The sequence below is a fragment of the Paenibacillus sp. PvR133 genome, from assembly GCF_017833155.1.
GTDB lineage: Bacteria > Bacillota > Bacilli > Paenibacillales > Paenibacillaceae > Paenibacillus > Paenibacillus polymyxa_B.
This window is the reverse complement of record NZ_JAFIBS010000001.1, coordinates 4712076-4737813: the sequence shown is the minus strand read 5'-3', so window position 1 is coordinate 4737813 and position 25738 is coordinate 4712076. Positions and strand designations below refer to the sequence as shown.

The window sequence follows — 25738 nt, the reverse complement described above, 5'->3', positions numbered from 1 at the left end:
TTGAACTCTGCCATGCGCAGGTTTAAATAAATGGTTTTTTTTGAATTGAGGAGGGTATTGACATGTCGGAAGAAATTAAAAATCAAGAAGCTGCTGAAGCGGCAAATCAAGACGAGCTCGATCAAATCGTCTCCCTGAAAAAAGGTGACACCGTTAAGGGTACAATCGTGAAATTGGAAGATAACCAAGCGGTAGTAAGCATTGGATATAAATACGATGGAGTTATTCCAATTCGCGAGTTGTCTTCTGGTCTGGATAACGCAGAAGAAGCAGTACAAGTAGGCCAAGAGGTTGAAGCTAGAATTATCAGCATCGACGATGGCAAAGAAAAACTTGTTCTGTCCAAACGTGCAATCGACAGTGAAAATGCTTGGGAAAAGTTGGAGCAACTGTTCGAAAGCAAAGAAGTATTTGAAGTCGTTGTAAATGATGTCGTTAAAGGTGGCATCGTGGTAGACGTAGGTCTGCGCGGATTCATCCCTGCATCCATGGTAGAACGTCACTTCGTTGAAGATTTCAGTGATTACAAAGGCCGCACATTGCGTGTTGTTGTAAAAGAACTGGATCGTGAAAATAACAAAGTGATCCTTTCTCAAAAAGACGTTCTGGAAGCAGAATTCGAAGCCAACAAGCTTAAAGTAATGGCTGAGCTGAAAGAAGGTCAAGAAATCGTAGGTACGGTTCAACGTCTTACACAGTTCGGTGCTTTCGTAGATGTTGGCGGCGTGGACGGTCTGGTTCACGTATCTGAAATTGCTTGGACTCATGTCGATAAGCCTTCTGATGCAGTTTCTGAAGGAGATCAAGTAAAAGTGAAAGTCTTGAAAGTAGATCCTGAAAAAGGAAAAATCAGCCTGAGCATGAAAGCTGCACAGCCTGGTCCTTGGGAATCGGCTGCTGGACAATTCAACAACAATGACATCGTAACAGGTGTTGTAAAACGTCTGGTTAACTTCGGCGCATTCGTTGAAATCGCTCCTGGCGTGGAAGGTTTGGTTCATATTTCCCAAATTTCCCACAAACACATTGGAACTCCACAAGAAGTTCTGGAAGAAGGACAAGAAGTGAAAGTTAAAATTCTTGAAATGAATCCTTCCGAAAAACGTGTTAGCCTGAGCATTAAAGAAACTGAGGAAGCTCCTGAAGCTGCTCCTAAAGCAGAAAGAGCACCACGTGCATCTCGTGCACCTCGTGAGGAACTGAATAATCCTAACGTTTCCCTCAATAATTCCGGTCTGAGCATTACGCTCGGCGAGCGTTTTGGCGATAAGCTGAACAAATTTAAATGAGTTTAAATCAATACATTTTATAATAAGCATAACGTACACCATCGGCGGACCCAGAGGGTTCGCCGATTGTTGTTACGTGACCATATCGCCAATAGGTATGTTTTTTGCTATGATGATAGCGGAAGAATTGACAGGAGGAGTGAATTTATGGCAAGACCCGTTGTGGCTATCGTTGGTCGTCCGAATGTGGGTAAGTCCACTATTTTTAATCGGATTATCGGGGATCGTTTGTCCATCGTGGAAGATAAACCCGGAATCACTCGTGACCGTATATACGGTATATCGGAGTGGAATGGTAAATCCTTCAGTATTATTGACACCGGCGGCATTGAGATTGATGGTGAGGATGTCATTTTAAAATCCATCCGTATGCAGGCCGAACTTGCAATAGAAGAAGCAGATGTAATTGTATTCATGAGTGATGCGAAAGCAGGAATTACACAGTCAGATGAAGAGGTAGCTCAAATGCTATATCGTTCGGGTAAACCGATCATCGTAGCTGTCAACAAGGTGGACAACCTCAGTCGCGCCGATCTGATTTATGAGTTTTATTCTTATGGATTTGGTGATCCAATCGCTGTTTCTGGTAGTCATGGAACAGGGATAGGCGACTTGTTAGATGCCATTACGTCCAATTTGCCTGAGCTGGAAGAAGATCACTATGATGAAGACGTTATTCGTGTTGCCTTGATCGGCCGCCCAAATGTAGGTAAATCTTCACTGGTTAACGCCATTTTGGGAGAAGAACGGGTTATCGTTAGTGACATTGCAGGCACGACGCGTGATGCAATTGATACACCTTTTGAAAAAGACGGTCAAAAGTATGTGCTGATTGATACGGCAGGTATGCGTAAACGTGGTAAAGTTTATGAAACGACCGAAAAATATAGTGTAATGCGTGCCATGCGTGCCATTGAGCGTGCAGATGTTGTACTGGTCGTTATTAACGGCGAGGAAGGCATTATTGAGCAGGATAAGCACATTGCTGGCTATGCTTATGAAGCGGGTAAAGCATCACTGTTTGTCGTTAACAAATGGGATGTCGTGGACAAGGACGATAAAACGATGCACCAGTTTGAAACGAAAATTCGCGATCACTTTCTGTTTATGACATATGCTCCGATTGTGTTCTTGTCTGCAAAAACGAAGCAACGCCTGCAAAAGCTGCTTCCTGTTGTACAGCATGTGGCGCAGCAGCATGTGTTGCGTATTCAGACACATTTGCTGAATGATGTAATTTCCGATGCGGTTGCCATCAATCCTCCACCAACAGACAAGGGACGTCGTCTGCGCATTAACTATGTGACCCAGGTTGCTGTTAAGCCGCCTACGATGGTTGTATTCGTAAACGATCCAGAAATAATGCACTTCTCGTATGAGCGTTATCTGGAGAACAAAATTCGCGCCGCCTTCAATTTTGAAGGAACTCCAATTCGTATCTTTACACGGCGCAAGTCTGACGAAAGTTAGGAGCGAATAGGTTGATTTTACAAATCGTTGCCATCGTACTCAGTTACTTGCTTGGCTCTGTCAGCTTTAGTTTGCTGTATGGAAAATTAAAAGGAATCGACATTCGCCAGCATGGAAGCGGCAATGCCGGTGCGACGAATACGCTGCGTGTGCTTGGAAAAGGCCCAGCTATTCTGGTGCTGCTGCTGGACGTACTTAAAGGGGTTATTGCAGTGCTAATAGGGCACTGGTTAGGTGGACAATCATCCTGGGTACCGGGTTTGTGCGGCATTGCGGCGATTGCGGGCCATAACTGGCCGGTATATTTTCACTTCCGTGGAGGAAAAGGTATTGCGACTGCTATTGGTGTATTGGCATCGCTTGCCTTACTGCCCGCACTATATGCCGGAATCATTGCGATACTTGCAATCGTAATGACGCGTTACGTATCCTTGGGATCGCTCATTTTTGTCATTTTGACCCCCTGGATATTACTCGTGCTTGGTTATGCATGGCCGTTATTCTGGACGGCTCTAATCATTTGTCTGTTCGCTGTGTGGAGACACCGTACCAACATAGTCAAGCTGGTACGGGGGAATGAGAATAAGCTTGGCTCCAAAGGAGGAGATCGTCTTGTCTGAGAAAATAGCTGTGCTGGTCGCGGGGAGTTGGGGAACAGCCCTGGCTTCCGTTCTTGCGGCCAATAACAACAATGTCTCTGTCTGGACGAGAAACGAGCAGCAAGCAGCTGAAATCAATGAGAAGCATACGAATGAGCATTATTTACCAGGCTCCATTTTGTCTGATCGCATTTCAGCTACAACTGACATGCAGACTGCGGTATCTGGTGCTAGAGCAGTGATTATCGTATCTCCTTCGGCTGCTGCTCGTCAGGTAGCACGTAGTCTGAAAGCTCATTTTAGCAAGGATATGCTGGTAGTGCATGCCATTAAAGGGTTTGAAACTGAAACGCTTAAACGTATGTCCACGGTGATCTCGGAAGAACTGGAAGTCGCGGAGGGCGATATTGCCGTGCTGTCTGGTCCGAGTCATGCGGAAGAAGTGGTGAAGAAGTGTCCTACAACGGTCGTTGTAGCTTCCTCCAATGAGAAGGCTGCACAGGCCGCACAGGGGCTGTTCATGAACTCCTATTTCCGCGTCTATACAAACCGTGATTTGCTCGGCGTGGAACTGTCTGGGGCGCTAAAAAACATTATCGCATTGGGTGCGGGAATGTCAGACGGACTTGGTTTCGGTGATAACGCCAAAGCGGCTTTATTGACCCGTGGATTGGCTGAAATTACCCGTGCCGGAGTTGAGATGGGTGCTAATCCATTAACCTTTGCTGGCCTGGCTGGTATTGGCGATCTAGTGGTCACTGCAACGAGTCGTCACAGTCGCAACTGGCGTGCAGGGTCCCTATTGGGACAGGGCCAGCAGCTTGATGCTGTGCTAGAATCGATGGGCATGGTCGTAGAAGGTATTCGAACGACAAAAGCTGCATACGCCATCTCTCAAAAATTAGGTGTTCAGATGCCTATTACAGAGGTGCTGTATGGAGTACTGTTTGAAGGACGTGACGTCCGTAAGGCCGTTGAGGCGCTGATGGGTCGCGATCCTAAGACCGAGATGGAAGTCATGCCACTTCAAACTTGGGAGCAATGGCATTCTTAAGGGTCGGATGAGCTTTAATAATATAAAGGCTGTCTCATGGTAGATTTTTTCTATAATGAGATAGCCTTTTTTAGTTAGGCGTTTGGCATGTCTTATGTACGCTTAATCACCTTTTGTCTCCGCCACTCATAGACTGAGTTGAGCAATGGCGGAGGAGGGGAGATTGTGAATAAAAACTTTCCGAAAGATGCATTGAAGGCCATTAACAAAAAAGGTGGCAAAAACATATCCGAAAATGCAGTGAAAAAGCTGGCAGGCACGGTAAAGGCGGACACGCTTCAAAGCGAAGCGCAACTGCGTCAGCTTATCAAGCAGGTGTCTGCGATGGCCAACATTCCGGTGTCGGAAGATACAGTAAGGGATATCGTTGGTGCCGTCAAAAAGAGCGGAATGAATCCTTCCAATATGGAAGCGTTGATGAAAATGATGATGAAAAAATAGACCGCTGGTCGCACGCCGGTTAGTATTATTCACCGTGAACCGGGAAGGTTCGCGGTTTTTTTTATATTTTGGAGCAGCTAACCTCTTTTTCAGTACACAAAATATCGAACTGCCCTGTCGAACATGTTATAATGATGCCCATCAGGAAACGGAAGGAAAGACAGCAAAGGAGGAAACGATGTTGAAGGAGGCAATATCATCAGTGTTAGTAGACAGGCTTCCTCACAATCTGGCAGTTGCGCTGAGTAGCTTGGCTGATAGCTGGTCAAAAGTGTCGGTTCCGTGGATGCTGGGGGGGAGCTGTTCACTACTTGTGCAAGAAGTTGAACTGGATCGCCTGCCTCGGGACATTGATATTTATGCGGATATTCATGCTGCAAAGCAGCTCCATGCGCACCCCTTGGGTATGAGTATAGATCGACAGCAGGTTGACCGTAGCGGCTCTTACGTTTCATTGCTGAGCCACTATGACTTGGAGGGTTTTCCAGTCGAGTTGGTGGGGGGATTTGAGGTATTATGTGGCGGAGCGTTATACCGCTTAGAGATCGAGCGACTACTTTGGTCGGCTGGGGTTCAGCTTGAGCTGGGGAGTGCTTCACTGCGTCTGATGCCGCTCAGTCATGAACTTTTATTCAATATATTGCGAAATCGACCCGACCGATATAAAGCGATTGCAGATGTTATGAAGCGCGACCCGCGACGTCATATCATTGTACTGAAGCAGCTACTAGTCAGTAATATTTGGAATGAGGAGCAATTGGACAAGCTTGCAGAACTTCTGCCTTGGCCAGAGTTGCACTCCGTCATCCTGATGGGCAATGAAGTATAAGCTGTGTGTGTTAGGAGAAAGACGACTGGAGGACCGTTCATGAATGTGCAGATTATGTTCAAGCCGTCAGGCAGGCGCGTACAGGTCGGTCAGGGTACGTCATTGCTTCAGGCTGCCCGTAAAGCGGGTGTATATATTCCCACTCGTTGTGACGGAAAAGCAGCCTGTCTGATGTGTAAGGTACAAATATCACCGGAATGGGCTGAATTCGCAGGCCAACCCAGCGATGCAGAGCAGCGTAAGCTGGGACCTTTACTGGATGAGGGAATACGCTTATCCTGCCAGGCGCGTGTCCAAGGCGATATGCAGGTAACCGTACCGGAGGATAGGCTTAAGGCGGCTATCAGGCGGCAACTGGAGCGTCAGGCGATGGATGATGAACTGTGGTAATGCCGATTATATCAGGAAGATAAAAAAGGATGGTTTCCGACGACTCTAAACGGTCAGGAGAAACATCCTTTTTTTATTTAGTCTAGCGACGAAGTCATGGGAGAGTCTTGCCCCGCATATATTAGGTGAGTGGACCCAAACGTAAAATATCGTTTCTGCAATGATCGCTGTGTCGTAATCTATTTTTTAAAAAACTAAACATATTTTACGGAGGGGATACATATGATGGTATCAGTCCAAATGCATGTACGAGTTTACGCCGTTTCGCCGATTCCATCAGTCTCCTGAATCTCGGCGGCGGACGACTTCCGGGCATTTTAAAGGCTGTTCTGCCGCATCTGGGATCAAGCAGTTGGTTGAACACGAAGCGGATGCTCTTTAAGCATTTTTCCTTCGGAGACTTTTGAGGAGGGGATTTCATTGGAGAAAGTGGACATTTTTAAAGACATTGCCGAACGCACCGGAGGAGACATTTATCTTGGGGTCGTCGGCGCAGTCCGAACAGGAAAATCAACGTTTATCAAGCGGTTTATGGAGACGATTGTTCTGCCGAACATTACAAGTGAGGCGGACCGTGCCCGCGCCGTAGACGAGTTGCCGCAAAGTGCGGCAGGCAAGACGATCATGACGACGGAGCCTAAATTCGTACCGAATAATGCCGTCCAGATCAAAGTAACGGAAGGACTGGACGTGAATGTACGTCTGGTTGACTGTGTAGGATATGCAGTAGAAGGAGCAAAAGGGTACGAGGATGAAAATGGTCCGAGGATGATCTCCACACCATGGTTCGAAGAACCCATTCCTTTTCAGGAAGCGGCGGAAATTGGTACACGCAAGGTTATTCAGGAGCATTCGACGCTCGGTGTGGTAGTCACTACAGACGGCACGATTGCGGAAATCCCGCGCAGCTCTTATGTAGAGTCGGAGGAACGCGTCATTGAGGAGTTGAAGGAAGTTGGCAAGCCATTTGTTTTGGTTATCAACTCCACGCATCCGCGCAGTGATGAAACACTCCAGCTTCGCAGTGAGCTGGCTGCCAAGTACGATATACCAGTTATGACACTCAGCGCGGCAACTATGACGGAAGATGATGTTACAGGCGTACTTCGTGAAGTATTGTATGAATTTCCGGTGCATGAGGTGAATGTAAACCTGCCGAGCTGGGTCATGGTACTGAACGAAGAGCACTGGCTGCGTAGCAATTATGAAAATTCCGTCCGCGATACGGTTAAAGATATTCGACGTCTGCGTGATGTAGATCGAGTGGTTGGCCAGTTTATGGAATATGAATTCATCGACAGGGCCGGATTGAGCGGGATGAATATGGGGCAGGGCGTAGCTGAAATTGATCTGTATGCTCCCGATGAGCTATATGACCAGATTTTGGTCGAAGTCGTCGGGGTAGAGATTCGCGGCAAGGATCATTTGCTGCAAATGATGCAGGATTTTGCCCATGCCAAACGGGAGTACGACCGCTTCGCCGAGGCGCTGGAAATGGTCAAGACAACGGGATATGGCATTGCAGCGCCGTCATTGTCCGAAATGGCACTAGACGATCCGCAGTTGATTCGTCAGGGCACAAGGTTTGGTGTGCGGCTCAAGGCAACAGCACCTTCCATACACATGATCCGTGTGGATGTGGAATCGGAATTTGCTCCGATTATCGGAACAGAGAAGCAAAGTGAGGAGCTTATGCGCTATCTGATGCAGGATTTTGAGAATGACCCAATCAAAATTTGGGAGTCAGACATTTTCGGACGTTCGCTGCATTCCATTGTACGGGAAGGCATTCAGGGTAAAATCGCTATGATGCCGGACAATGCACGCTATAAGCTGCAGGAAACGCTGGGTCGTATCATTAATGAAGGCTCCGGCGGTCTCATTGCTATTATTCTTTAAGGCTAAGCCACACCCAAAAAAATGTATAAGAGAAATACCGTGGAGAGCAATTGGCTCTCTATGGTTCGCAAAAACAAAATATTAGACTGACCTCTAAAACCAGACAGGGGTAGCCATGGACGAGAAAATAAAGTCCTAGACTACCTCTGTTTTTATTGAGCTTTTCGTTTCTCCTAGCGGGATTTAGGTTCAAATGTAACAATCCGATTAATGAGTTTCACAACGTGATTACCCTGGTAGTCATTTTCATATTTGGTCTCTTTCAACGTAGCACCGAGGCTTATTTAATTTGCAATGAACGATTCTTATAATCGATATAGCAATTGACTGGCTATTTATTAAAAGCGTTGTTCTGGCATTCGGCAGGACACCCCAAATATTCAAATACTCTGCGTCCAGGTTCGTCAATCGGTAAGTACACTTCAATTCCAGGATACATGTGGCTGCTTACAGAAAGATGAATTTGCTTGTAGCGAATGGGGGCTAAATCGGCCATGGCTCCCATTCTGGCCAAAATGATTTTAGAGTGCTCAACTTCATTTGATGAGTCCTTTGGCTGCATACTCCAATATTTATTAAGATCGTCGTATTTTTGAAATCTGTCAATTAACTTTTTATACCAATTGTCGTATCGGGAAAACATGTTATACCTTTTGAAAGCTTGTATCCCGTAAATAGCATGAGACTCCCACTCTTCGAACGACTCAGCATCGAAGGTAGAACGGGGACGAATGGAAAAATCGGAGTTAAAATGAAAATCAACTTTATTCAGTTTTCCATTCATAAAAGAATCGGAGGGGATATCAAATAAATGGCGAAACGGCTCATTTAACCCCTTGATATCTAAGGTATGAGTAACGATCATTGCCGGAAATGGCAAATTACTCATGATCTGCTGCGCTTGCTCCAGAGCCAGCTCCAGAGACCGTCCCTCCAATTCGTAATGGATCGGAAGATAATCAGCGGCGAGGAGTAGATCATTGCGCTCATCTGAAGTGCACTCCAGATACTCAGCAATATGGATCATCGTTTGCCGATCCGGTACTCGACGAGACCGTCCAACCAATAGATTTTTATACGTAGGACATGCCTCATCATTAAGCTCCTGCTGAGTAAATCGTTTCAATAACGGGTGAGATAGCTCAGTATATTCCCGTTGACGTTTCATGCGAACAGCTTCAATCTCTCCCAATACGATTTTTAATGTTTTATATTGGAAGTCCTCGTCCTTGTGCATGGTCATCCTTTTTCAATCCTTTTCATAATGAGGTGTAGTTCTACACTTGGTGCAGATGATTCCCTACAGTATACTACATTGTGAAAAAGGTGAGCTATTTACAAGAGGTTCTCAATGATAATCATGGAGGAGATCGTATGGTTCGTGCAATTGTAACAGATCCGTTTGCTTCAGGATTTTTCGCGATAAAGGAAGTTGCCGCCCCACAGGCCCAGCCTTGGGAAGCGATCGTTCAAGTACAGGCCTTCTCTCTTAATCGGGGTGAAGTTGTAGATGCAAGGAATAATGGAAGACAGATCAGACCAGGCTGGGATTTTGCTGGGATCGTCATCGAGCAGGCCAAAGATGGCACGGGTCCGAAACAAGGAAGCCGTGTGGTAGGCCTTCTCCCAATGGGAGCATGGGCCGAACAAGTTGCTGCCCCTACTTCATTACTGGCTGAATTTCCCGATGATATTACCTTCGCCCAGGCTGCTACTTTACCGGTAGCCGGTCTGTCAGCGCTCTATACGCTTAGAAAAGGAGGAATGCTGCTCGGTAAGCGAATATTGATAACTGGCTCGACTGGCGGAGTGGGGATTTTTGCACACCAGCTAGCAGCGCAATCAGGAGCTTTTACAGTAGGTGTAGCCAGAACCAAGGGAAAAGCTCTACTTGTTCAAGAGGCTGGTGCTAATGAGGTTATCGTTGGAGATACGGCGATTTCATCGGTTGATACATTTGGACCTTATCATCTAATTTTGGATTCAGTAGGTGGTGATACGCTAGCTGCATTACTACCTCAGCTTGTGCCAGAAGGGATTTGTGTATCCATGGGACATTCGTCCTCACCTTACGCAACGATTAATATCAGGGGCTTAGGGGGTAGGACCTTGTACAGCTTCTTTCTAGGAGAGGAGATAAATCGCTATTCGCCAGCGGAAGATCTGAAATTACTAGGTGAGCTTGTTTCAAAAGGCCAGTTAGTACCAAGGATCGAAGTGGAGGCATCGTGGAAGGAAATTGGAACTATTGCCCAACAACTGATAGATCGGAAGTTTTCTGGTAAAGCAGTGCTCCAAATAAGTTAGATGAGAGCGTCCTCATATTGAAAATGACAAGGAGATTGTATCTCCAGGCTAGTCTCCGCTCATGATGTTCACATTTTAAGCATAAGCAAAAATCGACCCTGTGGCGTACCCTGTCAAGTAGAGAACTAAAAAGACACCTCTATGCAGCAACCGTTCCCCGTTATTCAATCGGGGGCGGTTGTTTAATTTTTTTGCGGAATTGTCGTATTTTGTCATATGTAGTCGGAATTTTTTCTATATTTCATAAAACCTATTTACATACTTGGTTTAAAGCGATATATTAAGTATCAAATTTGAATTATTTTGTGGATTGAACGAGGGGGAAATGAAATCATGAATATCCAAAAAGAGCTCCAAAGAAACAAAAAGCTAGGGCTGGGGGCTATCATGCTACTGGTGCTGGTTTTGCTGGTCACTGCATGTGGCGTGCCGAAAACAGAGAGCGGCACTCAAGGGACAAGCATTGAGGGATCGAATACAACAAACGGAAAACCGGACAATTTAAATCTAAAGGGTAAACGGGTTGCGTTGATCATGGAGTTTAACACGGGCACATTTTCGCAACAGTATGTTCAAGGTGTGGAAGAGGAAGTTAAGAAATTTGGCGGTACGCTGACTAAGTTTGTGGCAGATAACGATAAGGCTAAAATGGCTTCTCTGCTTGATAGTGCGATTAACCAGCAATTTGATGTCATTTTGACTGATCACGGTGATGCATTGCTGGAGACAGGACTGAAAAAGGCAATTTCCCGCAATATTCCGGTTATCGTGTTTGATGCTGCCGTCAATGTTCCGGGTGCGGTAGTGCTCTCCCAAGATGACCAAAGCATGGCTGAGCTGACGCTGGAGCAAATGAAAAAGGATATCGGTGGCAAAGGCAACATTGTGAAAGTATGGGTTGCCGGATTTGCACCGATGGAACGTCGTCAGGTTGCTTATGGTGCATTTTTGAAATCCAATCCAGATATTAAAGAAATTGCGACTTTTGGTTCGGCTCAGAATCCTGCGTTGGATACGCAAGCCAAAATGGAAGCTGTATTAAAGCAATATCCTAAGGGCGAAATTACAGCCGTCTGGGCGGCGTGGGATGAGTTTGCCAAAGGTGCAGCCCGTGCCATCCAACAAGCGGGACGTACGGAAATTAAAGTCTACGGCATTGACATGAGCGACGAGGACTTGCAAATGATCCAGGACCCGAAAAATCCTTGGGTGGCCTCGGCAGCCGTAGATCCAACAGATATCGGGCGCGTACAAGTGCGCTATGCATATCAGAAGTTGCATGGGGATAATCCGGAGGAGAAAGTTGTACTGAAGGCTGTATATGTGCAACGCGAAGCGCTGCCAGATAAGCAAATTTCCACATCCGAGCTGTCCCAATATGTGAAGGGATGGGGCCAAAGCGAGCAGGGCTATAAGGATTGGATGAAGGAATATGAAACGTCCAAATAAAATGTTTGCATAACGCAAAGGCGCGCTTCGGCGCGCTTTTATCATAAGCAGGCGTGAGGGGGCACCATGAGTTCACAAGTATATACATTGGAAATGAAAAAAATCAGCAAACAGTTTGCTGGTGTAGATGCGCTGCGAGCCGTGGATTTTACGGTGCAGGGTGGCGAAATTCACGCTCTGCTGGGCGCCAACGGGGCAGGGAAAAGCACATTGATGAAGATTTTGTCCGGTGCGTATCGTTCCGATCAGGGAGCTATCGTAGTTGGTGGGAAGGAACTGAACATTAGTTCACCGTGGGAGGCCAAAAGAGCGGGAATTCACTGTGTGTATCAGGAGGTCGATTCAGCGCTTGTACCTCAGTTAACTGTCGCTGAAAATATTGTAATGGACGATTTATCTGCACCTGATGGTCGATGGTGGGCTGCACCGGGTTCTATGCGCAGACGAGCGCGTGAGGCATTAGCACGTCTGGAGGTAGATATTGACGTAAGACGATATGTGTCTGAATTGACGTTGGCAGAAAAACAGCTTGTGCTTATTGCACGCATTCTGACACAGCAAGCAAATACCATCATTTTTGATGAGCCTACGGCGCCGCTCAGCGAGGAAGAAACGCGACGTTTGTTCCGCACAATCCATACACTCAAGGATGAGGGAGTTGCATGTATCCTCATCACACACCGATTGCCGGAGGTTATCGAACACAGTGACCATGTTACGGTGATGCGTGATGGTGAGCGCGTGTTCACGGGGCCTGCCTCTGATTTAAGTGTAGGCGACATCGTTACGCATATGCTTGGGAAAACATTTGAAGAGGAGTTCCCAAAAACAGAGGTGCCGATTGGTGAAGCGGTATTGGAAGCAAAAGGGCTTCACAAAGGATTACGAGTGCACGGCGTTGATTTACAGGTCCGATGTGGTGAAATTCTCTCTATTGTGGGTTTGGTTGGTGCAGGCAAGACAGAGCTGTCACGACTTCTTACAGGAGCAGACAAGCCGGATAAGGGAGAGCTGACCTTTAAAGGTCGCTCCATTCGATTGAAAGAGCCAGCGGACGCGGTAGCTCAAGGAATTGTGTCCATACCTGAGGAGCGGCGTAAGCAGGGGGTGCTAATTGAGGAGAGTGTGGAAAGAAACCTCAGCCTTCCGCTTTTGGGCAAACTGAGTGTCCTTGGTTTCATCAGTCGGCATAAAGAACGAAATAACGGTAATGGGATTGTCGCCTCTCTCGGTATTAAGACGCCATCGCTCCGCCAGAATGTTAAATATTTAAGTGGTGGGAATCAGCAAAAAGTTGCGATTGGAAAATGGTTACATTCTGGAGCGGATGTATTTGTTTTTGACGAGCCAACCAAAGGTGTAGATATAGGGGCAAAAAGTGATATTTTCCGTATCATTGGCGAGTTGGCGGAGCAAGGAAAAGCGATCATTTATCTAACCTGTGAATTTGCTGAAGGGATTGGTATTGGTGATCGGATTGCAGTGATGTATGATGGCAAAATTATAAAGGAATTTGCGCGGGGCGAAGTGGAACAGGAACAGCTTCTGTTGTATGCCAGCGGCGGTGAAGAGGTGCATTCATGAAGGAAAAATGGTTAAACGTCTCATTTCGTTACGGTGCCGTAGTTGTCATTATAGGTGTGTTAGCGTTTTTTTCATCTACATTACCTTATTTCTGGACGTATGATAATTTAATGGACATTCTTGGCTCAATTGCCATTGTGACTTTCGTTGCCATTGGTGTGACGTTGTCACTTATTGTGGACGGTTTTGACCTATCAGTGGGAGCTACAGTATCTTTGACAACGGTCGTTTCAGCTTCTTTGATGGTCTGGTATGAGCAGCCTGTTGCGGTGGTCATTATTGTGTCTCTGGTTGTCGGTGCTTTGGTAGGACTGTTGAATTCATTACTGATTATTAAACTGCGTATTCCTGATTTGCTCGCAACCCTTGCAATCATGTATATTGTAAGCGGGATTCACAAAACGTACGCCCAGGGCTATACCATATACAATCATATGCAGTTTCCCGATGGCAGCAAGGCGCCGGGGGAGATATCTCCTGCATTTCTTTTGCTGGGGCAAGGTAAATGGTTGAGTATCCCGATTTCAGTTATTTTACTGTTGCTGGCTGTGGCAGCGGTGCATGTCTTCTTGACCTATACAAAGCATGGGCGTCAAATGTATGTAACGGGTGGAAATGAGGAAGCTGCTCGTCTGTCGGGCATACGGGTAAAAAAAGTCCGTACTCTAGCCTATGTTGCTTCAGGCGTATTTGCGGCGATTGCCGGTATTTTGTATGCCTCGCGAGTAGGCTCAGGCCAAATTGACGCGGGTTCCCCCTTGCTGATGGAGGCGGTAGCTGCAGTATTCGTCGGTTTTTCGGTCTTTGGTGCTGGTAAACCCAATGTCATTGGTACATTTATTGGTGCGGTGTTGATCGGTGTGTTGGTTAATGGACTAACGATGATGAATGTGCAATATTTTGCCCATGATATTGTCAAAGGAGTAGTGCTGGTACTTGCGCTGGCCGTTACTTTTTACGTGTTAAACCGTCGTCGTACTTGAAATTGTCTGTGGACTGTATTACTATAAACCTTGTTCCACGCAAGAAGGGTGCCATAAAACGCCAGTTTCGGCCTATATTGCGGAGGTTAGGTATATTCTATGTATATTTAACGACGAAACGGAAACAGATGATAACATTATGGAAGGCAGTACGCCGCCCGGGTTATTTTATACAGGCGACCTCATATCGGTCATTAACACCGATAACCTTAATGCTGGACTACACTTGAATTGGGAGGTGAATATTATGAATAAAACGGATTTGATCAATCAGGTTTCTGAAAGCACTGAATTGTCCAAAAAGGACGTAACCAAAGCAATCGATGCAGTATTTGAGGCGATCTCTGGAGCGCTGCAAAGCGGAGATAAGGTGCAACTGGTAGGTTTCGGGAACTTTGAGGTTCGTGAACGTTCCGCACGTAAAGGACGTAACCCGCAAACAGGAGAAGAAATCGAAATCCCTGCGAGCAAAATTCCGGCATTTAAACCGGGTAAAGCGCTCAAAGACGGAATTAAATAAGATTTCTTACATATTCCCAATGCGCTGAAAAGACCGTGAATTTGATTCACGGCCTTTTCTTTTTGTCCTGTTTACTTCGTGGTAGAGGTGCTATGGACTGGAGAAGAGGAAGCTGTTCTGCCGTTTCGCGAGGCATAAGCGATCAGCACTAGGGGTTCACCTGTTAGCTCAGCAAATTCATGCTCCAGCTGTTGAAGTCGTTCGATTTGGGCAGGACTGAGATTGGCGGGAAGATAGTTTTTCATCAGATCCGTTCCTTTCTTTAATGGATGGGACTGCACGGATAGTATGGCTCGGGACACGCTAATTGTTGCAGGTAGCGAAGGAAGCATGTAGTTGACAAAACAAGCTTGAATCTCCATCATAAAAAGTATAGCTTCGGCTCTCAGGGAGGAAAAGGACATGGAAGATAACGTGACGGGTAGTAGTGAGTACGTCGTAATTAAAGCGAAAAGCAACGGATGTCAGGTTTTTGGTCTGACCAGAGGTCAGGATACACGCTTGCATCATTCAGAAAAATTGGACAAGGGCGAAGTACTGATCGTCCAATTTACGGATCATACTTCTGCTATTAAAATTCGCGGCAAAGCCGTTGTGATGACCAAGCACGGGGTAGTAGATACGGAGGATTAAAATGCAGGCATAGCCTGCTTTTTTTTGTTGTAGAATGAGAGTGAGGACCTTTACCGTAGCAAACCCACATTATGAGGTAGAGGTCAGGGGAGGCTCTGATGAAACCTTGGATTGTATTCGGTGGCTCCATTCTCATAACCATCGCAGCAGCTGTGTTGCTGCCGTCCTTACAGGTGCTAGACTCAGGAACCGCAGCAGTTCGTGAGACACAGGCGACGATTTCGCCTCAGCAACGGGTGCTGCTGTCGGATGACAATCTGGTGGATACGCTGAATGAGCTGCCGTTGACCACACCGATTGCAAGCGCAAGCTGGGAACATTCAGTCCTGACCCTGGATGTCAAGCTGTCCAAGGAAGAAACTGCCCCACTAGAGATTTATCAAAACATGGCGGAGCTTGCCGCTTTTAGCTTTTACGGAACGACGAATGTACGGCAATTGCTGCTTCGGGTGGTGACACAGGACGAATGGTCAGGAGAACGTCATTTGCTGCTTGCATCCGATATACGCCGGAACGAGTGGACGAACGAGGCATTGGAACAGCTGAGAAGCCGGGAAGGCGCGGAATTGCCAGAGGATTTGAAGTCCCGTTTCCGCATTACGGTAACGCCCATGTGGCAAAACAGGTTTAACGGTGTATATACAGATTAGATGTTTCTGCTGGTGGACCTACAGTACTTTAGTCGCGAATCATTTTAAATTGTGATATAATATAAGGCATTGCAATTATTTGAGTATAGCAGAAAGTCATGTCTCGGAGGCTTAGGATGAAACCGTATCGCGTACCCCAATTAGCAAGGAAATATGTGGAATACGACATGATTCAACAACATACGGAAATGCCGGCTTTTCCTGACAGCCGTACCCGTTTGATGTTTGTGTTTTTGAACCGGAATGCGCAGGAGCTGCATGCCAGTGAGGACGAACTGTACGCATTGGTAACCTCGCTTGTGCAGATGGGGCTGGATACGCATGATATGATTGATACTTTATCCGGTATACGGAGCCCGGAGGAGATGCGTTCCAGACAGCTGAAAGTGTTAGCTGGGGACTATTTTAGCAGTCGTTTTTATCAGCTGCTTGCACTGGCAGGCCGCATCACGGCCATTTCGAAGCTGAGTGATGCTGTATGTGAAGTGAACGCAGGGAAAATGAATCTGTACTGGGGAATGAAGCAATTCCGATTGGATGCAACTCAGTATTTAACTCAGATGGTTCGTTTCAAAAAGGAGCTTTTTTTATCATTCACTTCACTTGTAGCAGAACAGGATCAGGAAATTTGGAAGCAGCTTCTCAACAAATTTGCTCTCTGTGATACCTTGGTGGAGGAATGGGGCAAGCGGGCAGAACCGGACAAGTCCCGTTTCGGATATATGTTCTGGCATATTTATGGTAACGGGGACCGGAACGAGCAGGCATTGCTTTCAGGGAGTGGTACTGACACTGAAGCATGGCGTAAGCTTGTTCTGAAATACAAAGCCGAGGATGCGATACTGGACAAGCTTCGCACGGCTGTTACACACATCAGGCATATCCTGTCAGATGATCAAAATACAGGGATCGAGGAATTTGAACGCATGCTTGAGCCTTTCCAGAAGCTGCTAAATAGTCCGCACCCAGTTGTGAGGGAAGGTTAGGTGAACGTGATGGGATCAAGCGACACCAAGCCGAAAGAGCAATTCGTTCATGGCGTGTTTGAAAGCATAGCAGGTAAATACGATTTGATGAACGATATACTGAGCTTTCGCAGACATAAGGCTTGGCGGAAATTTACGATGAAAAAAATGAACATGCATCGCGGCGATACGGCAATTGATCTTTGCTGTGGTACATGTGATTGGACGCTTGCGATGGCACGAGCAAGTGAAAGTGGTCACATCGTAGGACTCGATTTTAGTCAGAACATGCTCAATGTTGGCGAGCGTAAGATTACATCAGAATCCCGTGAAAAGCAAATTAAGCTTGTTCAGGGCAACGCGATGGAACTACCTTTTGAAGATAATTCATTTGATTATGCGACGATTGGTTTCGGTCTGCGCAACGTGCCTGATCTGCGCCACGTGTTACAGGAGATGCAACGAGTCGTCAAACCTGGCGGGCAGGTCGTATGTCTGGAATTGTCCAAACCTACTTGGCAGCCGTTCAAGGGAATTTACTACACATATTTTCAACACATCTTGCCCATGCTCGGCAAATTGTTCGCCAAACGTTATGAGCAGTATAAATGGCTCCCTGATTCGTTGGCGCTTTTTCCAGGAAGGGATGAGTTGGCTGGCATCTTCCGTGAAGTCGGATTGAAGGATGTTCAGGCTCATTCTCTCACCGGAGGCATTGCGGCATTGCACATTGGAATCAAGGAGAGTCAGCATGTTTAAGAAAATTGCTATTTTTTTGGAAATGATTAAAATTGAACATACGTTATTTGCGCTCCCATTTGCATTCATGGGGGCTGTATTGGGGTCTGTTATCGTGACAGGCAACCTTCCCTCTTGGCCGCAGATCGGCTGGATTCTGCTAGCTATGGTTGGCGCACGTAGCGCGGCTTTTGGCTTCAATCGTATGATTGACCGGGTGATTGACGGGAAAAATCCGCGCACAGCAGGACGCGCTATCCCGGCGGGGTTGCTCAAATCGAGCGAAGTGGTGATTTTCATTATCGTCAGTTTGGTGTTGTTATTCTGGGCATCATTCAAGTTAAGTCCGCTGGCGTTCAAGCTGTTCCCGCTGGCCTTTTTTATGCTCGTTTTTTATTCTTACACCAAGCGTTTCACTTGGCTTTGCCATATTGTGCTTGGTCTGACCATTGGTTTGGCGCCACTCGGCGCGTGGGTTGCAGTAACGGGACAAATAGATTTGACCGCTATCGTACTATATCTCACGATTGCATTTTGGACGGCGGGATTTGATGTAATTTATGCTTGTCAGGATATAGATTTTGACCAAAACGAAGGAGTTTATTCTATTCCTGCCCGTTTTGGTGTAGCAGGTGCGTTGAACATCGCTCGGGCATTCCACGTCATTACGGCAATCGGATTTATTGTATTGTTCTTTATTGCAGATTTAAGCTGGTGGTATCTGGCGGGCATGATTATTTCGTACATTATTTTATTTTATGAACACTATATCGTATCTCCAAAAGATTTGAGTCGTTTGCAGACGGCATTCTTTACTATGAACGGTGTACTTAGCACTGTCGTGTTTGCCTTTACACTGATTGATTTGGTGGTGCGTCAATACTAATGAATAATCAGGTGAGCGGACATCAAGGCAAACGAATCGTTATTGGCATTACAGGCGCGAGCGGAAGCATTTATGGTGTGCGACTGGTAGAGACTCTGCTGGACTTGCAATACACAGTTCACCTGATCGTTTCCAATGCTGGCTGGCGGGTATTGAAAGAGGAGTTGGGCTGGAATGTGACTGACCGGGAAGGGGCTTTGAATGAACAATTCGGAGGCCGTCCCGGTTCTCTTGTATACCATCCGTTCACAGATATTGGAGCTTCGATTGCGAGCGGCTCTTATTTGGTGGATGCGATGATTATTATGCCATGCTCGATGGGGACGTTGTCAGCAGTAGCACACGGTTCGTCCGATAACCTCATGGCGAGGGCAGCGGACGTGATGATGAAGGAAGGTCGTCCGCTGATCCTTGTGCCTCGTGAAACGCCTCTACATGCCATTCATTTGGAAAACATGCTTAAGCTTGCGAGACTCGGCGTCAAAATGATTCCGGCTATGCCGGCTTTTTACTTTCATCCGAAGACGCTGGATGATATTGTGCTGTTCCTCGTAGGCAAAGTATTGGACAGCTTGCGTATAGAACATCAACTGTTTACGAGATGGGGGGATTCCGATGCCGACGCCGGACACCAAGACAATCACAATCGGAAAAATTAAATATACAAACGCTTGGCCTATTTTTCATTATTTTAATCCTTCTGAGCTTCTCCATTCGGCGGAGATGGTTTCTAAAGTTCCGGCTGAATTGAATCGAGGTATGCTGAATGGGAGTTTGGATATCAGTGCGATGTCCTCATTTGCGTATGCATCGGGTGCTGAGGAAATGCTATTGTTGCCGGATTTATCCGTCAGTGCAGATGGTCCTGTGCAATCCATTTTACTATTTTCACGCAAGCCGCTTGACGAAATCAAAAACGGAACCATTGCACTAACGAATACGTCTGCTACATCCGTGAATTTGTTGAAAATTTTGATGCAAAAGGCATGGGAAGGTCAGCCTTCCTATTTTGACTGTGAACCGGATCTTGACTTGATGCTGGAACAGGCAGATGCAGGGCTGCTGATTGGAGATCACGCGATTAAGGCATCTTGGCGAAGCGAAGGTCTGTATGTTACGGACCTCGGAGAAGAGTGGAAGCGCTGGACGGGCTATAGTATGACTTTTGCTGTATGGGCAGTACGACGTGCTGTTGCTGCTCAAAATCCCGCGGCGGTGGCTGAAATTGCAAGTGCGTTCCGCGTAAGCAAGCAGCGTAGTCTGTCGGACCTGACGCCTGTTATTTCTGAAGCATGCGAGGAAATTGGAGGTCTGCGAGATTATTGGGAGCGCTACTTTACTAATCTGTGTTATGATTTTGGAGAGAAGCAACAACAAGGTTTAGAGCTTTATTTTCAGTATGCGCATGAACTGGGGCTGCTTGACCGACGAGTGAAGCCGCTTCTCTGGAGTGACAATACGCTGACACGGGTGAAAGAATGAAACGATTGGATTTGTTCGGTTTATTAAAGAAGGATATGAACTTTATAGAAGAAGAGTTGTATCGCAGTATCGACAGTACGGAGCCGTTGATTAATGATACGTCGCTTCATCTGCTTAAAGCAGGGGGCAAGCGTTTGCGTCCCGTATTTGTATTGCTGGGAGGCAAGTTTGGAGAATATGATCTGGACAAGCTCAAGCGTATAGCGGTACCTCTGGAACTGATTCATTCTGCCTCTCTCGTTCACGACGATGTGATTGACGATGCGGAAATGAGACGCGGTCAACCCACCGTGAAGTCCAAATGGGACAATCGGGTGGCTATGTACACCGGAGACTACATATATGCACGTGCGCTGTCTATTGCTGCTGGACTGCCGAATCCCGACATTCACAGGGTACTGTCTAAAGCGCTGGTACAGATGTCCATTGGTGAAATGGAACAAATTCGTGATTTTTTTAATGTGGATCAGAGTGTGCGGAATTATTTGCTTCGCATACGGCGAAAAACGGCATTGTTGATTGCGGTTAGTTGCCAGCTGGGAGCTATGGCTGCAGGGGCACGAGAAAGTGTCAATTCCCTGCTGTACAGCTATGGCTATAACGTAGGTATGGCTTTTCAAATTCAGGATGATCTGCTTGATCTGTGTGGCACGGAAAAAAAGATTGGCAAGCCGCCGGGCAGCGATATGAGACAGGGGAATATTACGCTTCCGGTGATTTATGCGCTTGAACAGCCTGAGTTGCGTGCCGATCTACTGGCTGAAATCCGCCGCATTCAGGATGGAGATGGGCAAGGAGACGCACGCAAAGCGGTGGATATGATCAAAAAAAGTGAAGGAATCGCTAAAGCTGAAATTCTCGCCGACCGATATATTAATAAAGCGCTAAACGCGCTGGACTTACTACCAGATGTCAAAACAAAAAAGACGCTACGCGATATTGCTCATTTTGTAACACGCCGCTCCTACTAAAGTTGTGTTTTGGGTTTGCTGTGACAAAATGCTTTAACCAGTTCCAAGCTTTCTGTTACAATACAGTTTAGTACTGTATAAATACATTAGATTGGATTGGGAGTGAGCCGATGGATCGTACTTTTTTGATGGTTAAACCGGATGGTGTACAACGTGGATTGATTGGACGTATCATCAGTCGACTGGAAGACAAAGGCTTCAAAATGACGGCTGGCAAGCTTGTGCAAGTATCTAGAGAACAGGCAGAACGGCATTATGCGGAGCATGTGGGCAAGCCTTTTTTTGAAGAGCTTGTAGGTTTTATCACATCAAGTCCTGTGTTTGCTATGGTATGGGAAGGGGATAACATCGTTACGCTTTCCCGCTTGTTGATTGGTAAAACACAAGTAACTGAAGCTCTTCCGGGCACAATTCGTGGAGACTTTGCAGCACATACACCGTTTAACCTCATTCATGGTTCAGATTCACCGGAGAGCGCAGAGCGCGAGATTGCAAATTTTTTCATGCCGGAAGAATCCGTTCGGTATGAAAAAAGTGTGGCGACCTGGATGTAAGTTAAATTACGTATGAAGAAGGATGGTAGCATGACGGATATGGAACTGGGTCAGACGGACCCCGATTACACAGCGTTTATCCGCAAAATCAAGGACAGCACAGGTATTGATCTTGCACAATACAAAGAAGCACAGATGAAAAGGCGGTTAACTACGCTTCGCAACAAAAACGGGTTTCCCAGTTTTGTTTCTTTTTATGATGCCATGATGAAGGAAAAACCTCTATTCTATGAATTTCTGGATCGAATGACGATCAATGTTTCGGAATTTTGGCGAAATCCCAATCGGTGGGAAGTGCTGCGAGATACAATCTTGCCACAGCTGCTTGTGGGGAAGCAGAAGCTTAAGCTGTGGAGTGCTGCCTGCTCGACTGGTGAAGAGCCTTATAGCCTGGCTATGGTTCTCGACGGTAAAGGGATTTTAGGAAATTGTTCCATTACAGCTTCCGACATTGATGACGGTGCATTGGCAAAAGCCAAGGAAGGCAAATATTTGGAGCGTTCGCTCAAGGATGTACCTGAGCAGGTGGCTAGCAAATATTTTAAGCCGGATGGTGCGATGTATCGAATTGATGACCGTTTGAAACAAGCCGTGAAATTTCAAAAGCAAAACTTGCTGCTGGATCGGTTTGAGGATGGTTATGATCTCATTATCTGTCGAAATGTAATGATTTATTTTACAGAAGAGGCAAAACATACGTTGTATCAAAAGTTTGCAGCCAGTCTTCGTCCCGGCGGTGTGTTATTTGTCGGTAGTACAGAGCAAATCTTTTCTCCTAACCAATATGGTCTGGAATCGACGGAAACCTTTTTTTATCGCAAAAAAGCATAAGCCTGCATATATCATCCAAAGTTTGTAGGAACTTATTTATATCCTTGAGTAATTGATGGTTGGCTTATCAGCAAAGCACGTCCTTTAGCCCCTTTGGCTAAGAGGCGTGTTTTTGTTTATCTGCATACACGTGGCTTTTCTTGTCAAAGAAAGGTGCGTATACTATAATGAAGCACAGTTAAAGATTTTAGCGATGCACAGTTTAACAGTTTAAAGGGGGAACGCGTCATGAGTTTACGTTATTTAACCGCGGGGGAAACGCATGGTCCCCAGCTAACTGCCATTGTAGAGGGTATGCCGAGCAATTTAAAATTGGATTTTGAGGAATTGAATTTTCAGCTGCACCGTCGTCAGAAAGGGTATGGACGGGGGCGGCGTATGCAGATTGAAAAAGATACGGCGAAGATTGCCGGAGGCGTACGTCACGGCTATACCACAGGTGCACCGATTGCGCTGGTTGTGGAAAATAACGATTGGAAGCACTGGCAGAACATTATGAATATTGAGCCTATTGAAGGCAGTGATGAAGACAAGCGTCGGGTTCACCGGCCACGTCCGGGTCATGCGGATTTGAATGGCGGAATGAAATACAACCTGAAGGACCTTCGTAACGTGCTGGAGCGCTCCAGTGCACGTGAAACAGCAATTCGTGTGGCATGCGGCGGTTTGGCCCGTCAATTGCTGGCTGAGTTCGGAATCAAGGTGGCAGGTCAGGTCATCCGTATTGGGGAAATCGAAGCTCCTTACCGTGATTTGCCGATTGATGAGCTGATTGCCGTGACAGAAGCCTCCTCGGTGAGAGTAACCGATCCAGAAACCGAAAAGAAAATGGAAGCATACATTGATCTGATCAAGCAAGAAGGTGATTCAGTCGGTGGGGTAGTGGAGTGTATTGTAGAAGGTGTTCCGATTGGTCTGGGCAGTCATGTACAGTATGATCGGAAACTGGATGCACGTATCGCACAAGGCGTCATGTCGATTAATGCATTTAAAGGCGTGGAAATTGGCATCGGCTTTGAAGCAGGGGAATTGCGCGGTTCACAGGTGCATGACGAGATTCTATATGATGTGGAACGTGGATATCACCGTCGTACCAATCGTTTGGGTGGTTTTGAGGGTGGTATGACGAATGGAATGCCAGTTGTGGTTCGTGGCGTAATGAAGCCGATTCCCACACTCTACAAGCCGTTGCAAAGCGTCGACATTGATACAAAGGAAGCGTTCACCGCACAGGTTGAGCGTTCGGATGCATGTGCAGTGCCAGCGGCAAGCGTAGTCATGGAACATGTCGTAGCTTGGGAGATTGCGAAAGCTTTGCTAGAAAAATTCGGTGGGGATTCGATTGAAGAGATTCGCGCGAATATTGCATCCTACGAAGAACAACTGGGGCGGTACTAAGATGAGTACGCTGACGGTACAACTTGGCGAACGTTCTTATCCTATTCATATCGGACGAGGGCTGTTACATCGAGCCGGAGAGTTGTTGAAGGAACGAGGAATTGCGCAAAAAAGCCCGTTGTTGATTGTTTCTGACGAAAATGTAGCGGGATTCTACTTGGCAACATTGGAGAGCAATCTTCAGGCATCTGGCTACAAGACAGTGTCCTTTGTCGTTAAGCCAGGTGAAACCTCCAAGTCGCTTGCTGTATTTGAGCAGGTCATAACAGCAGCCATTGAGGGCGGTTTGGATCGCAATTCAGCCGTTATTGCACTTGGTGGTGGTGTGGTGGGTGATTTGGCTGGATTTGTGGCAGCTTCTTATATGAGAGGTGTCAAGTTTGTACAGATCCCCACTACGATCCTTGCCCATGATAGTAGCGTGGGCGGTAAGGTCGGCATCAACCATCCTTTGGCGAAGAATATGATAGGAGCCTTCCATCAACCGGAACTTGTGTTATATGACGTAGATACGTTGTCTACCTTACCTCCTCGTGAGGTATCTGCGGGGCTTGCTGAAATGATCAAGCATGGTTTGATCTGGGATGCTGATTTCGCCCAGTGGTGCCGTGACCATGCGACTGATTTGCTTGCGCTGGATGCGACAGCTCTGGAGTACGGTCTGGAAAAGGGATGTTCCGTAAAAGCCGAAGTGGTGTCGCGCGATGAACGAGAAAATGATTTACGCGCTATTCTAAACCTAGGTCATACGATTGGTCATGCGATTGAAGCCATTGCGGGATATGGTGAGTTTTTACACGGAGAAGCCATTTCTATTGGTATGGTCGGCTCCGCACTTTTGGGCATGAAGCTGGGGGCAGATCCTTCTTTGGTAGATGAAACGAAGGATATGTTGTCTTCGCTACGGCTACCGACCTCCCTTCCGTCACATCTCGATACAGATCGGCTGCTGGACGCGATGATGCATGACAAAAAGTTCAAAGAAGGCAGCATTACTTTTGTCGTCCCACGTAGCATCGGGCACGTGGAGGTTGTGAAGGATATTTCCGTCTCTTACATCCGACGAGTTATTGAACAGTTAAAAGAGGGGGCGTAACGATGTACAATCGGGGAATTCGTGGCGCGACGACCGTAGTGAATAATGAAGAAAACGAAATTTTGGAAGCAACATGCCAACTACTGGAGGAAATTGTATCCTACAATGAAATTCAGCCGGAGGATATTAGTAACGTATGGATTACGGTGACCCATGACCTGGATACTGCCTTTCCAGCCAAGGCCATTCGTCAGCTTGATGGCTGGGATATGGTTCCGCTCATGTGTGCATTAGAAATTCCTGTGGCAGGCAGTTTACCCAAGTGCATCCGTTTGATGGTACAGGTGAACACCGATAAATCCCAGCGGGAAATTAAACATGTATATTTGAACGGAGCACAGGCGTTAAGACCGGATCTGGCTTCCCAAGGGAAATAAGTGCCCGTTTTTAAAGTTGATGGTTGCCAAAGTAACATCCCATGAGATATAGTGTGTGTAGCAGAGTTAAGTAGAGTAGAGTTAGCCAGAGACAGAGTTGAGATGAGAAGAGTGCAGCCTTAGCCAATTCCATATGAGATTACAGAGATCGGCGGTAGCGGGTAAGCTTTTGTCTATGAAGAGATATTCTTCTACAGAGAAGCTTATTTGAGGCAACCTGTGCGGTTATACAAAAGGGATGAGTGTATACTTATCTATTTGCTGTAGTCATTTTACATATGGAGCATTCTTATAATTTCGATAACTGACAGCCTCTACCTTACCGGTAGAGGCTTTTTTATAT

At 46.5% G+C, this 25738-nt stretch carries 28 protein-coding genes; 26 read left to right on the top strand and 2 right to left on the bottom strand.

All coding sequences use genetic code 11. The features are described 5' to 3' along the window. The first annotated feature begins 62 nt into the window (after positions 1-62). From rpsA to spoIVA, 8 genes are all read left to right on the top strand, one after another. Positions 63-1289 carry a 30S ribosomal protein S1 gene (gene rpsA / locus JOE49_RS20745; protein WP_013371699.1) on the top strand — a complete coding sequence of 409 codons (1227 nt, stop codon included), beginning with the start codon at positions 63-65 and terminating at the stop codon, positions 1287-1289. A 147-nt stretch (positions 1290-1436) separates the two neighbouring features. Continuing rightward, positions 1437-2759: a ribosome biogenesis GTPase Der gene (gene der / locus JOE49_RS20740; protein WP_013310744.1), complete on the top strand. Its 1323-nt coding sequence runs from the start codon at positions 1437-1439 to the stop codon at positions 2757-2759. 11 nt (positions 2760-2770) lie between these two features. Next, positions 2771-3379, top strand: coding sequence for a glycerol-3-phosphate 1-O-acyltransferase PlsY (plsY, locus tag JOE49_RS20735; RefSeq protein WP_025723065.1), 609 nt, complete (start codon positions 2771-2773; stop codon positions 3377-3379). Further along, a complete protein-coding gene (locus JOE49_RS20730) occupies positions 3372-4412 on the top strand; it encodes an NAD(P)H-dependent glycerol-3-phosphate dehydrogenase (protein ID WP_023989185.1) in 1041 nt (346 codons plus the stop codon). The genes plsY and JOE49_RS20730 overlap by 8 nt, the downstream gene beginning before the upstream one ends. 165 nt (positions 4413-4577) lie before the next feature. Continuing rightward, positions 4578-4853 (top strand): stage VI sporulation protein F, encoded by a 276-nt coding sequence (locus JOE49_RS20725; protein ID WP_013310741.1) that lies wholly within the window; start codon positions 4578-4580, stop codon positions 4851-4853. A 178-nt stretch (positions 4854-5031) separates the two neighbouring features. Further along, a complete protein-coding gene (locus JOE49_RS20720) occupies positions 5032-5682 on the top strand; it encodes a hypothetical protein (protein WP_053325674.1) in 651 nt (216 codons plus the stop codon). A 39-nt stretch (positions 5683-5721) separates the two neighbouring features. Further along, positions 5722-6072, top strand: coding sequence for a 2Fe-2S iron-sulfur cluster-binding protein (locus JOE49_RS20715; RefSeq protein ID WP_028540631.1), 351 nt, complete (start codon positions 5722-5724; stop codon positions 6070-6072). A gap of 420 nt (positions 6073-6492) precedes the next feature. Next, a complete protein-coding gene (spoIVA, locus tag JOE49_RS20710) occupies positions 6493-7971 on the top strand; it encodes a stage IV sporulation protein A (protein WP_023989182.1) in 1479 nt (492 codons plus the stop codon). A gap of 331 nt (positions 7972-8302) precedes the next feature. Here spoIVA and JOE49_RS20705 read toward each other — a convergent pair whose 3' ends face one another. After that, on the bottom strand, positions 8303-9214 hold the full coding sequence (locus JOE49_RS20705; RefSeq protein ID WP_209942708.1) for an MmyB family transcriptional regulator: 912 nt from the start codon (positions 9212-9214) through the stop codon (positions 8303-8305). A gap of 131 nt (positions 9215-9345) precedes the next feature. Here JOE49_RS20705 and JOE49_RS20700 point away from each other — a divergent pair, with 131 nt between their 5' ends. The 5 genes from JOE49_RS20700 to JOE49_RS20680 all read left to right on the top strand — a co-directional run bounded on the left by JOE49_RS20700 (position 9346) and on the right by JOE49_RS20680 (position 14814). Next, a complete protein-coding gene (locus tag JOE49_RS20700; protein ID WP_028540632.1) occupies positions 9346-10278 on the top strand; it encodes a zinc-binding dehydrogenase in 933 nt (310 codons plus the stop codon). A 333-nt stretch (positions 10279-10611) separates the two neighbouring features. Continuing rightward, positions 10612-11727, top strand: a complete 1116-nt coding sequence (locus JOE49_RS20695; RefSeq protein ID WP_209942706.1) for a sugar ABC transporter substrate-binding protein — start codon at positions 10612-10614, stop codon at positions 11725-11727. Positions 11728-11793: 66 nt separating this feature from the next. Further along, complete coding sequence (locus JOE49_RS20690) at positions 11794-13311, top strand: sugar ABC transporter ATP-binding protein (RefSeq protein ID WP_209942705.1); 1518 nt, start codon at positions 11794-11796, stop codon at positions 13309-13311. Then, positions 13308-14294 (top strand): ABC transporter permease, encoded by a 987-nt coding sequence (locus JOE49_RS20685; RefSeq protein ID WP_209942703.1) that lies wholly within the window; start codon positions 13308-13310, stop codon positions 14292-14294. The genes JOE49_RS20690 and JOE49_RS20685 overlap by 4 nt, the downstream gene beginning before the upstream one ends. 247 nt (positions 14295-14541) lie before the next feature. Continuing rightward, positions 14542-14814 carry an HU family DNA-binding protein gene (locus JOE49_RS20680; RefSeq protein ID WP_013310732.1) on the top strand — a complete coding sequence of 91 codons (273 nt, stop codon included), beginning with the start codon at positions 14542-14544 and terminating at the stop codon, positions 14812-14814. 71 nt (positions 14815-14885) lie between these two features. Here JOE49_RS20680 and JOE49_RS20675 read toward each other — a convergent pair whose 3' ends face one another. Next, positions 14886-15179, bottom strand: coding sequence for a hypothetical protein (locus JOE49_RS20675; RefSeq protein ID WP_034095056.1), 294 nt, complete (start codon positions 15177-15179; stop codon positions 14886-14888). A gap of 37 nt (positions 15180-15216) precedes the next feature. Here JOE49_RS20675 and mtrB point away from each other — a divergent pair, with 37 nt between their 5' ends. The 13 genes from mtrB to aroH all read left to right on the top strand — a co-directional run bounded on the left by mtrB (position 15217) and on the right by aroH (position 25395). Next, positions 15217-15447 (top strand): trp RNA-binding attenuation protein MtrB, encoded by a 231-nt coding sequence (mtrB, locus tag JOE49_RS20670; protein ID WP_013310730.1) that lies wholly within the window; start codon positions 15217-15219, stop codon positions 15445-15447. Between the two features lie 98 nt (positions 15448-15545). Then, complete coding sequence (locus tag JOE49_RS20665; protein ID WP_023989175.1) at positions 15546-16097, top strand: hypothetical protein; 552 nt, start codon at positions 15546-15548, stop codon at positions 16095-16097. A 116-nt stretch (positions 16098-16213) separates the two neighbouring features. Beyond that, positions 16214-17083: a heptaprenyl diphosphate synthase component 1 gene (locus JOE49_RS20660; RefSeq protein ID WP_028540634.1), complete on the top strand. Its 870-nt coding sequence runs from the start codon at positions 16214-16216 to the stop codon at positions 17081-17083. Between the two features lie 9 nt (positions 17084-17092). Next, positions 17093-17821, top strand: coding sequence for a demethylmenaquinone methyltransferase (locus tag JOE49_RS20655; protein WP_023989173.1), 729 nt, complete (start codon positions 17093-17095; stop codon positions 17819-17821). Continuing rightward, positions 17814-18686, top strand: a complete 873-nt coding sequence (locus JOE49_RS20650; protein WP_028540635.1) for a UbiA-like polyprenyltransferase — start codon at positions 17814-17816, stop codon at positions 18684-18686. The genes JOE49_RS20655 and JOE49_RS20650 overlap by 8 nt, the downstream gene beginning before the upstream one ends. Continuing rightward, positions 18686-19345: a UbiX family flavin prenyltransferase gene (locus JOE49_RS20645; RefSeq protein WP_013310725.1), complete on the top strand. Its 660-nt coding sequence runs from the start codon at positions 18686-18688 to the stop codon at positions 19343-19345. The genes JOE49_RS20650 and JOE49_RS20645 overlap by 1 nt, the downstream gene beginning before the upstream one ends. After that, positions 19302-20168, top strand: a complete 867-nt coding sequence (locus tag JOE49_RS20640) for a menaquinone biosynthetic enzyme MqnA/MqnD family protein (protein ID WP_028540636.1) — start codon at positions 19302-19304, stop codon at positions 20166-20168. The genes JOE49_RS20645 and JOE49_RS20640 overlap by 44 nt, the downstream gene beginning before the upstream one ends. Continuing rightward, positions 20165-21139: a polyprenyl synthetase family protein gene (locus JOE49_RS20635; protein WP_013310723.1), complete on the top strand. Its 975-nt coding sequence runs from the start codon at positions 20165-20167 to the stop codon at positions 21137-21139. The genes JOE49_RS20640 and JOE49_RS20635 overlap by 4 nt, the downstream gene beginning before the upstream one ends. A 110-nt stretch (positions 21140-21249) precedes the next feature. Then, the gene (ndk, locus tag JOE49_RS20630) at positions 21250-21693 is read left to right on the top strand and encodes a nucleoside-diphosphate kinase (protein WP_209942701.1); all 444 of its coding nucleotides are present in this window, start codon (positions 21250-21252) and stop codon (positions 21691-21693) included. A 30-nt stretch (positions 21694-21723) separates the two neighbouring features. Further along, positions 21724-22524, top strand: a complete 801-nt coding sequence (locus JOE49_RS20625; RefSeq protein WP_023989169.1) for a CheR family methyltransferase — start codon at positions 21724-21726, stop codon at positions 22522-22524. Positions 22525-22752: 228 nt separating this feature from the next. Beyond that, positions 22753-23922 carry a chorismate synthase gene (gene aroC, locus JOE49_RS20620; protein WP_209942700.1) on the top strand — a complete coding sequence of 390 codons (1170 nt, stop codon included), beginning with the start codon at positions 22753-22755 and terminating at the stop codon, positions 23920-23922. 1 nt (position 23923) lies between these two features. After that, positions 23924-25018 carry a 3-dehydroquinate synthase gene (aroB, locus tag JOE49_RS20615; RefSeq protein ID WP_069079971.1) on the top strand — a complete coding sequence of 365 codons (1095 nt, stop codon included), beginning with the start codon at positions 23924-23926 and terminating at the stop codon, positions 25016-25018. A gap of 2 nt (positions 25019-25020) precedes the next feature. Beyond that, positions 25021-25395, top strand: coding sequence for a chorismate mutase (gene aroH, locus JOE49_RS20610; protein WP_013310718.1), 375 nt, complete (start codon positions 25021-25023; stop codon positions 25393-25395). Positions 25396-25738: the final 343 nt, after the last annotated feature.

Coding starts and splice junctions, on each gene's coding strand:
- rpsA (WP_013371699.1), top strand. CDS start 63: ATGTCGGAAGAAATTAAAAATCAAGAAGCTGCTGAAGCGGCAAATCAA.
- der (WP_013310744.1), top strand. CDS start 1,437: ATGGCAAGACCCGTTGTGGCTATCGTTGGTCGTCCGAATGTGGGTAAG.
- JOE49_RS20720 (WP_053325674.1), top strand. CDS start 5,032: ATGTTGAAGGAGGCAATATCATCAGTGTTAGTAGACAGGCTTCCTCAC.
- JOE49_RS20715 (WP_028540631.1), top strand. CDS start 5,722: ATGAATGTGCAGATTATGTTCAAGCCGTCAGGCAGGCGCGTACAGGTC.
- JOE49_RS20705 (WP_209942708.1), bottom strand. CDS start 9,214: ATGACCATGCACAAGGACGAGGACTTCCAATATAAAACATTAAAAATC.
- JOE49_RS20700 (WP_028540632.1), top strand. CDS start 9,346: ATGGTTCGTGCAATTGTAACAGATCCGTTTGCTTCAGGATTTTTCGCG.
- JOE49_RS20695 (WP_209942706.1), top strand. CDS start 10,612: ATGAATATCCAAAAAGAGCTCCAAAGAAACAAAAAGCTAGGGCTGGGG.
- JOE49_RS20690 (WP_209942705.1), top strand. CDS start 11,794: ATGAGTTCACAAGTATATACATTGGAAATGAAAAAAATCAGCAAACAG.
- JOE49_RS20685 (WP_209942703.1), top strand. CDS start 13,308: ATGAAGGAAAAATGGTTAAACGTCTCATTTCGTTACGGTGCCGTAGTT.
- JOE49_RS20680 (WP_013310732.1), top strand. CDS start 14,542: ATGAATAAAACGGATTTGATCAATCAGGTTTCTGAAAGCACTGAATTG.
- JOE49_RS20675 (WP_034095056.1), bottom strand. CDS start 15,179: ATGATGGAGATTCAAGCTTGTTTTGTCAACTACATGCTTCCTTCGCTA.
- mtrB (WP_013310730.1), top strand. CDS start 15,217: ATGGAAGATAACGTGACGGGTAGTAGTGAGTACGTCGTAATTAAAGCG.
- JOE49_RS20665 (WP_023989175.1), top strand. CDS start 15,546: ATGAAACCTTGGATTGTATTCGGTGGCTCCATTCTCATAACCATCGCA.
- JOE49_RS20660 (WP_028540634.1), top strand. CDS start 16,214: ATGAAACCGTATCGCGTACCCCAATTAGCAAGGAAATATGTGGAATAC.
- JOE49_RS20655 (WP_023989173.1), top strand. CDS start 17,093: ATGGGATCAAGCGACACCAAGCCGAAAGAGCAATTCGTTCATGGCGTG.
- JOE49_RS20650 (WP_028540635.1), top strand. CDS start 17,814: ATGTTTAAGAAAATTGCTATTTTTTTGGAAATGATTAAAATTGAACAT.
- JOE49_RS20645 (WP_013310725.1), top strand. CDS start 18,686: ATGAATAATCAGGTGAGCGGACATCAAGGCAAACGAATCGTTATTGGC.
- JOE49_RS20640 (WP_028540636.1), top strand. CDS start 19,302: ATGCCGACGCCGGACACCAAGACAATCACAATCGGAAAAATTAAATAT.
- JOE49_RS20635 (WP_013310723.1), top strand. CDS start 20,165: ATGAAACGATTGGATTTGTTCGGTTTATTAAAGAAGGATATGAACTTT.
- ndk (WP_209942701.1), top strand. CDS start 21,250: ATGGATCGTACTTTTTTGATGGTTAAACCGGATGGTGTACAACGTGGA.
- JOE49_RS20625 (WP_023989169.1), top strand. CDS start 21,724: ATGACGGATATGGAACTGGGTCAGACGGACCCCGATTACACAGCGTTT.
- aroC (WP_209942700.1), top strand. CDS start 22,753: ATGAGTTTACGTTATTTAACCGCGGGGGAAACGCATGGTCCCCAGCTA.
- aroB (WP_069079971.1), top strand. CDS start 23,924: ATGAGTACGCTGACGGTACAACTTGGCGAACGTTCTTATCCTATTCAT.
- aroH (WP_013310718.1), top strand. CDS start 25,021: ATGTACAATCGGGGAATTCGTGGCGCGACGACCGTAGTGAATAATGAA.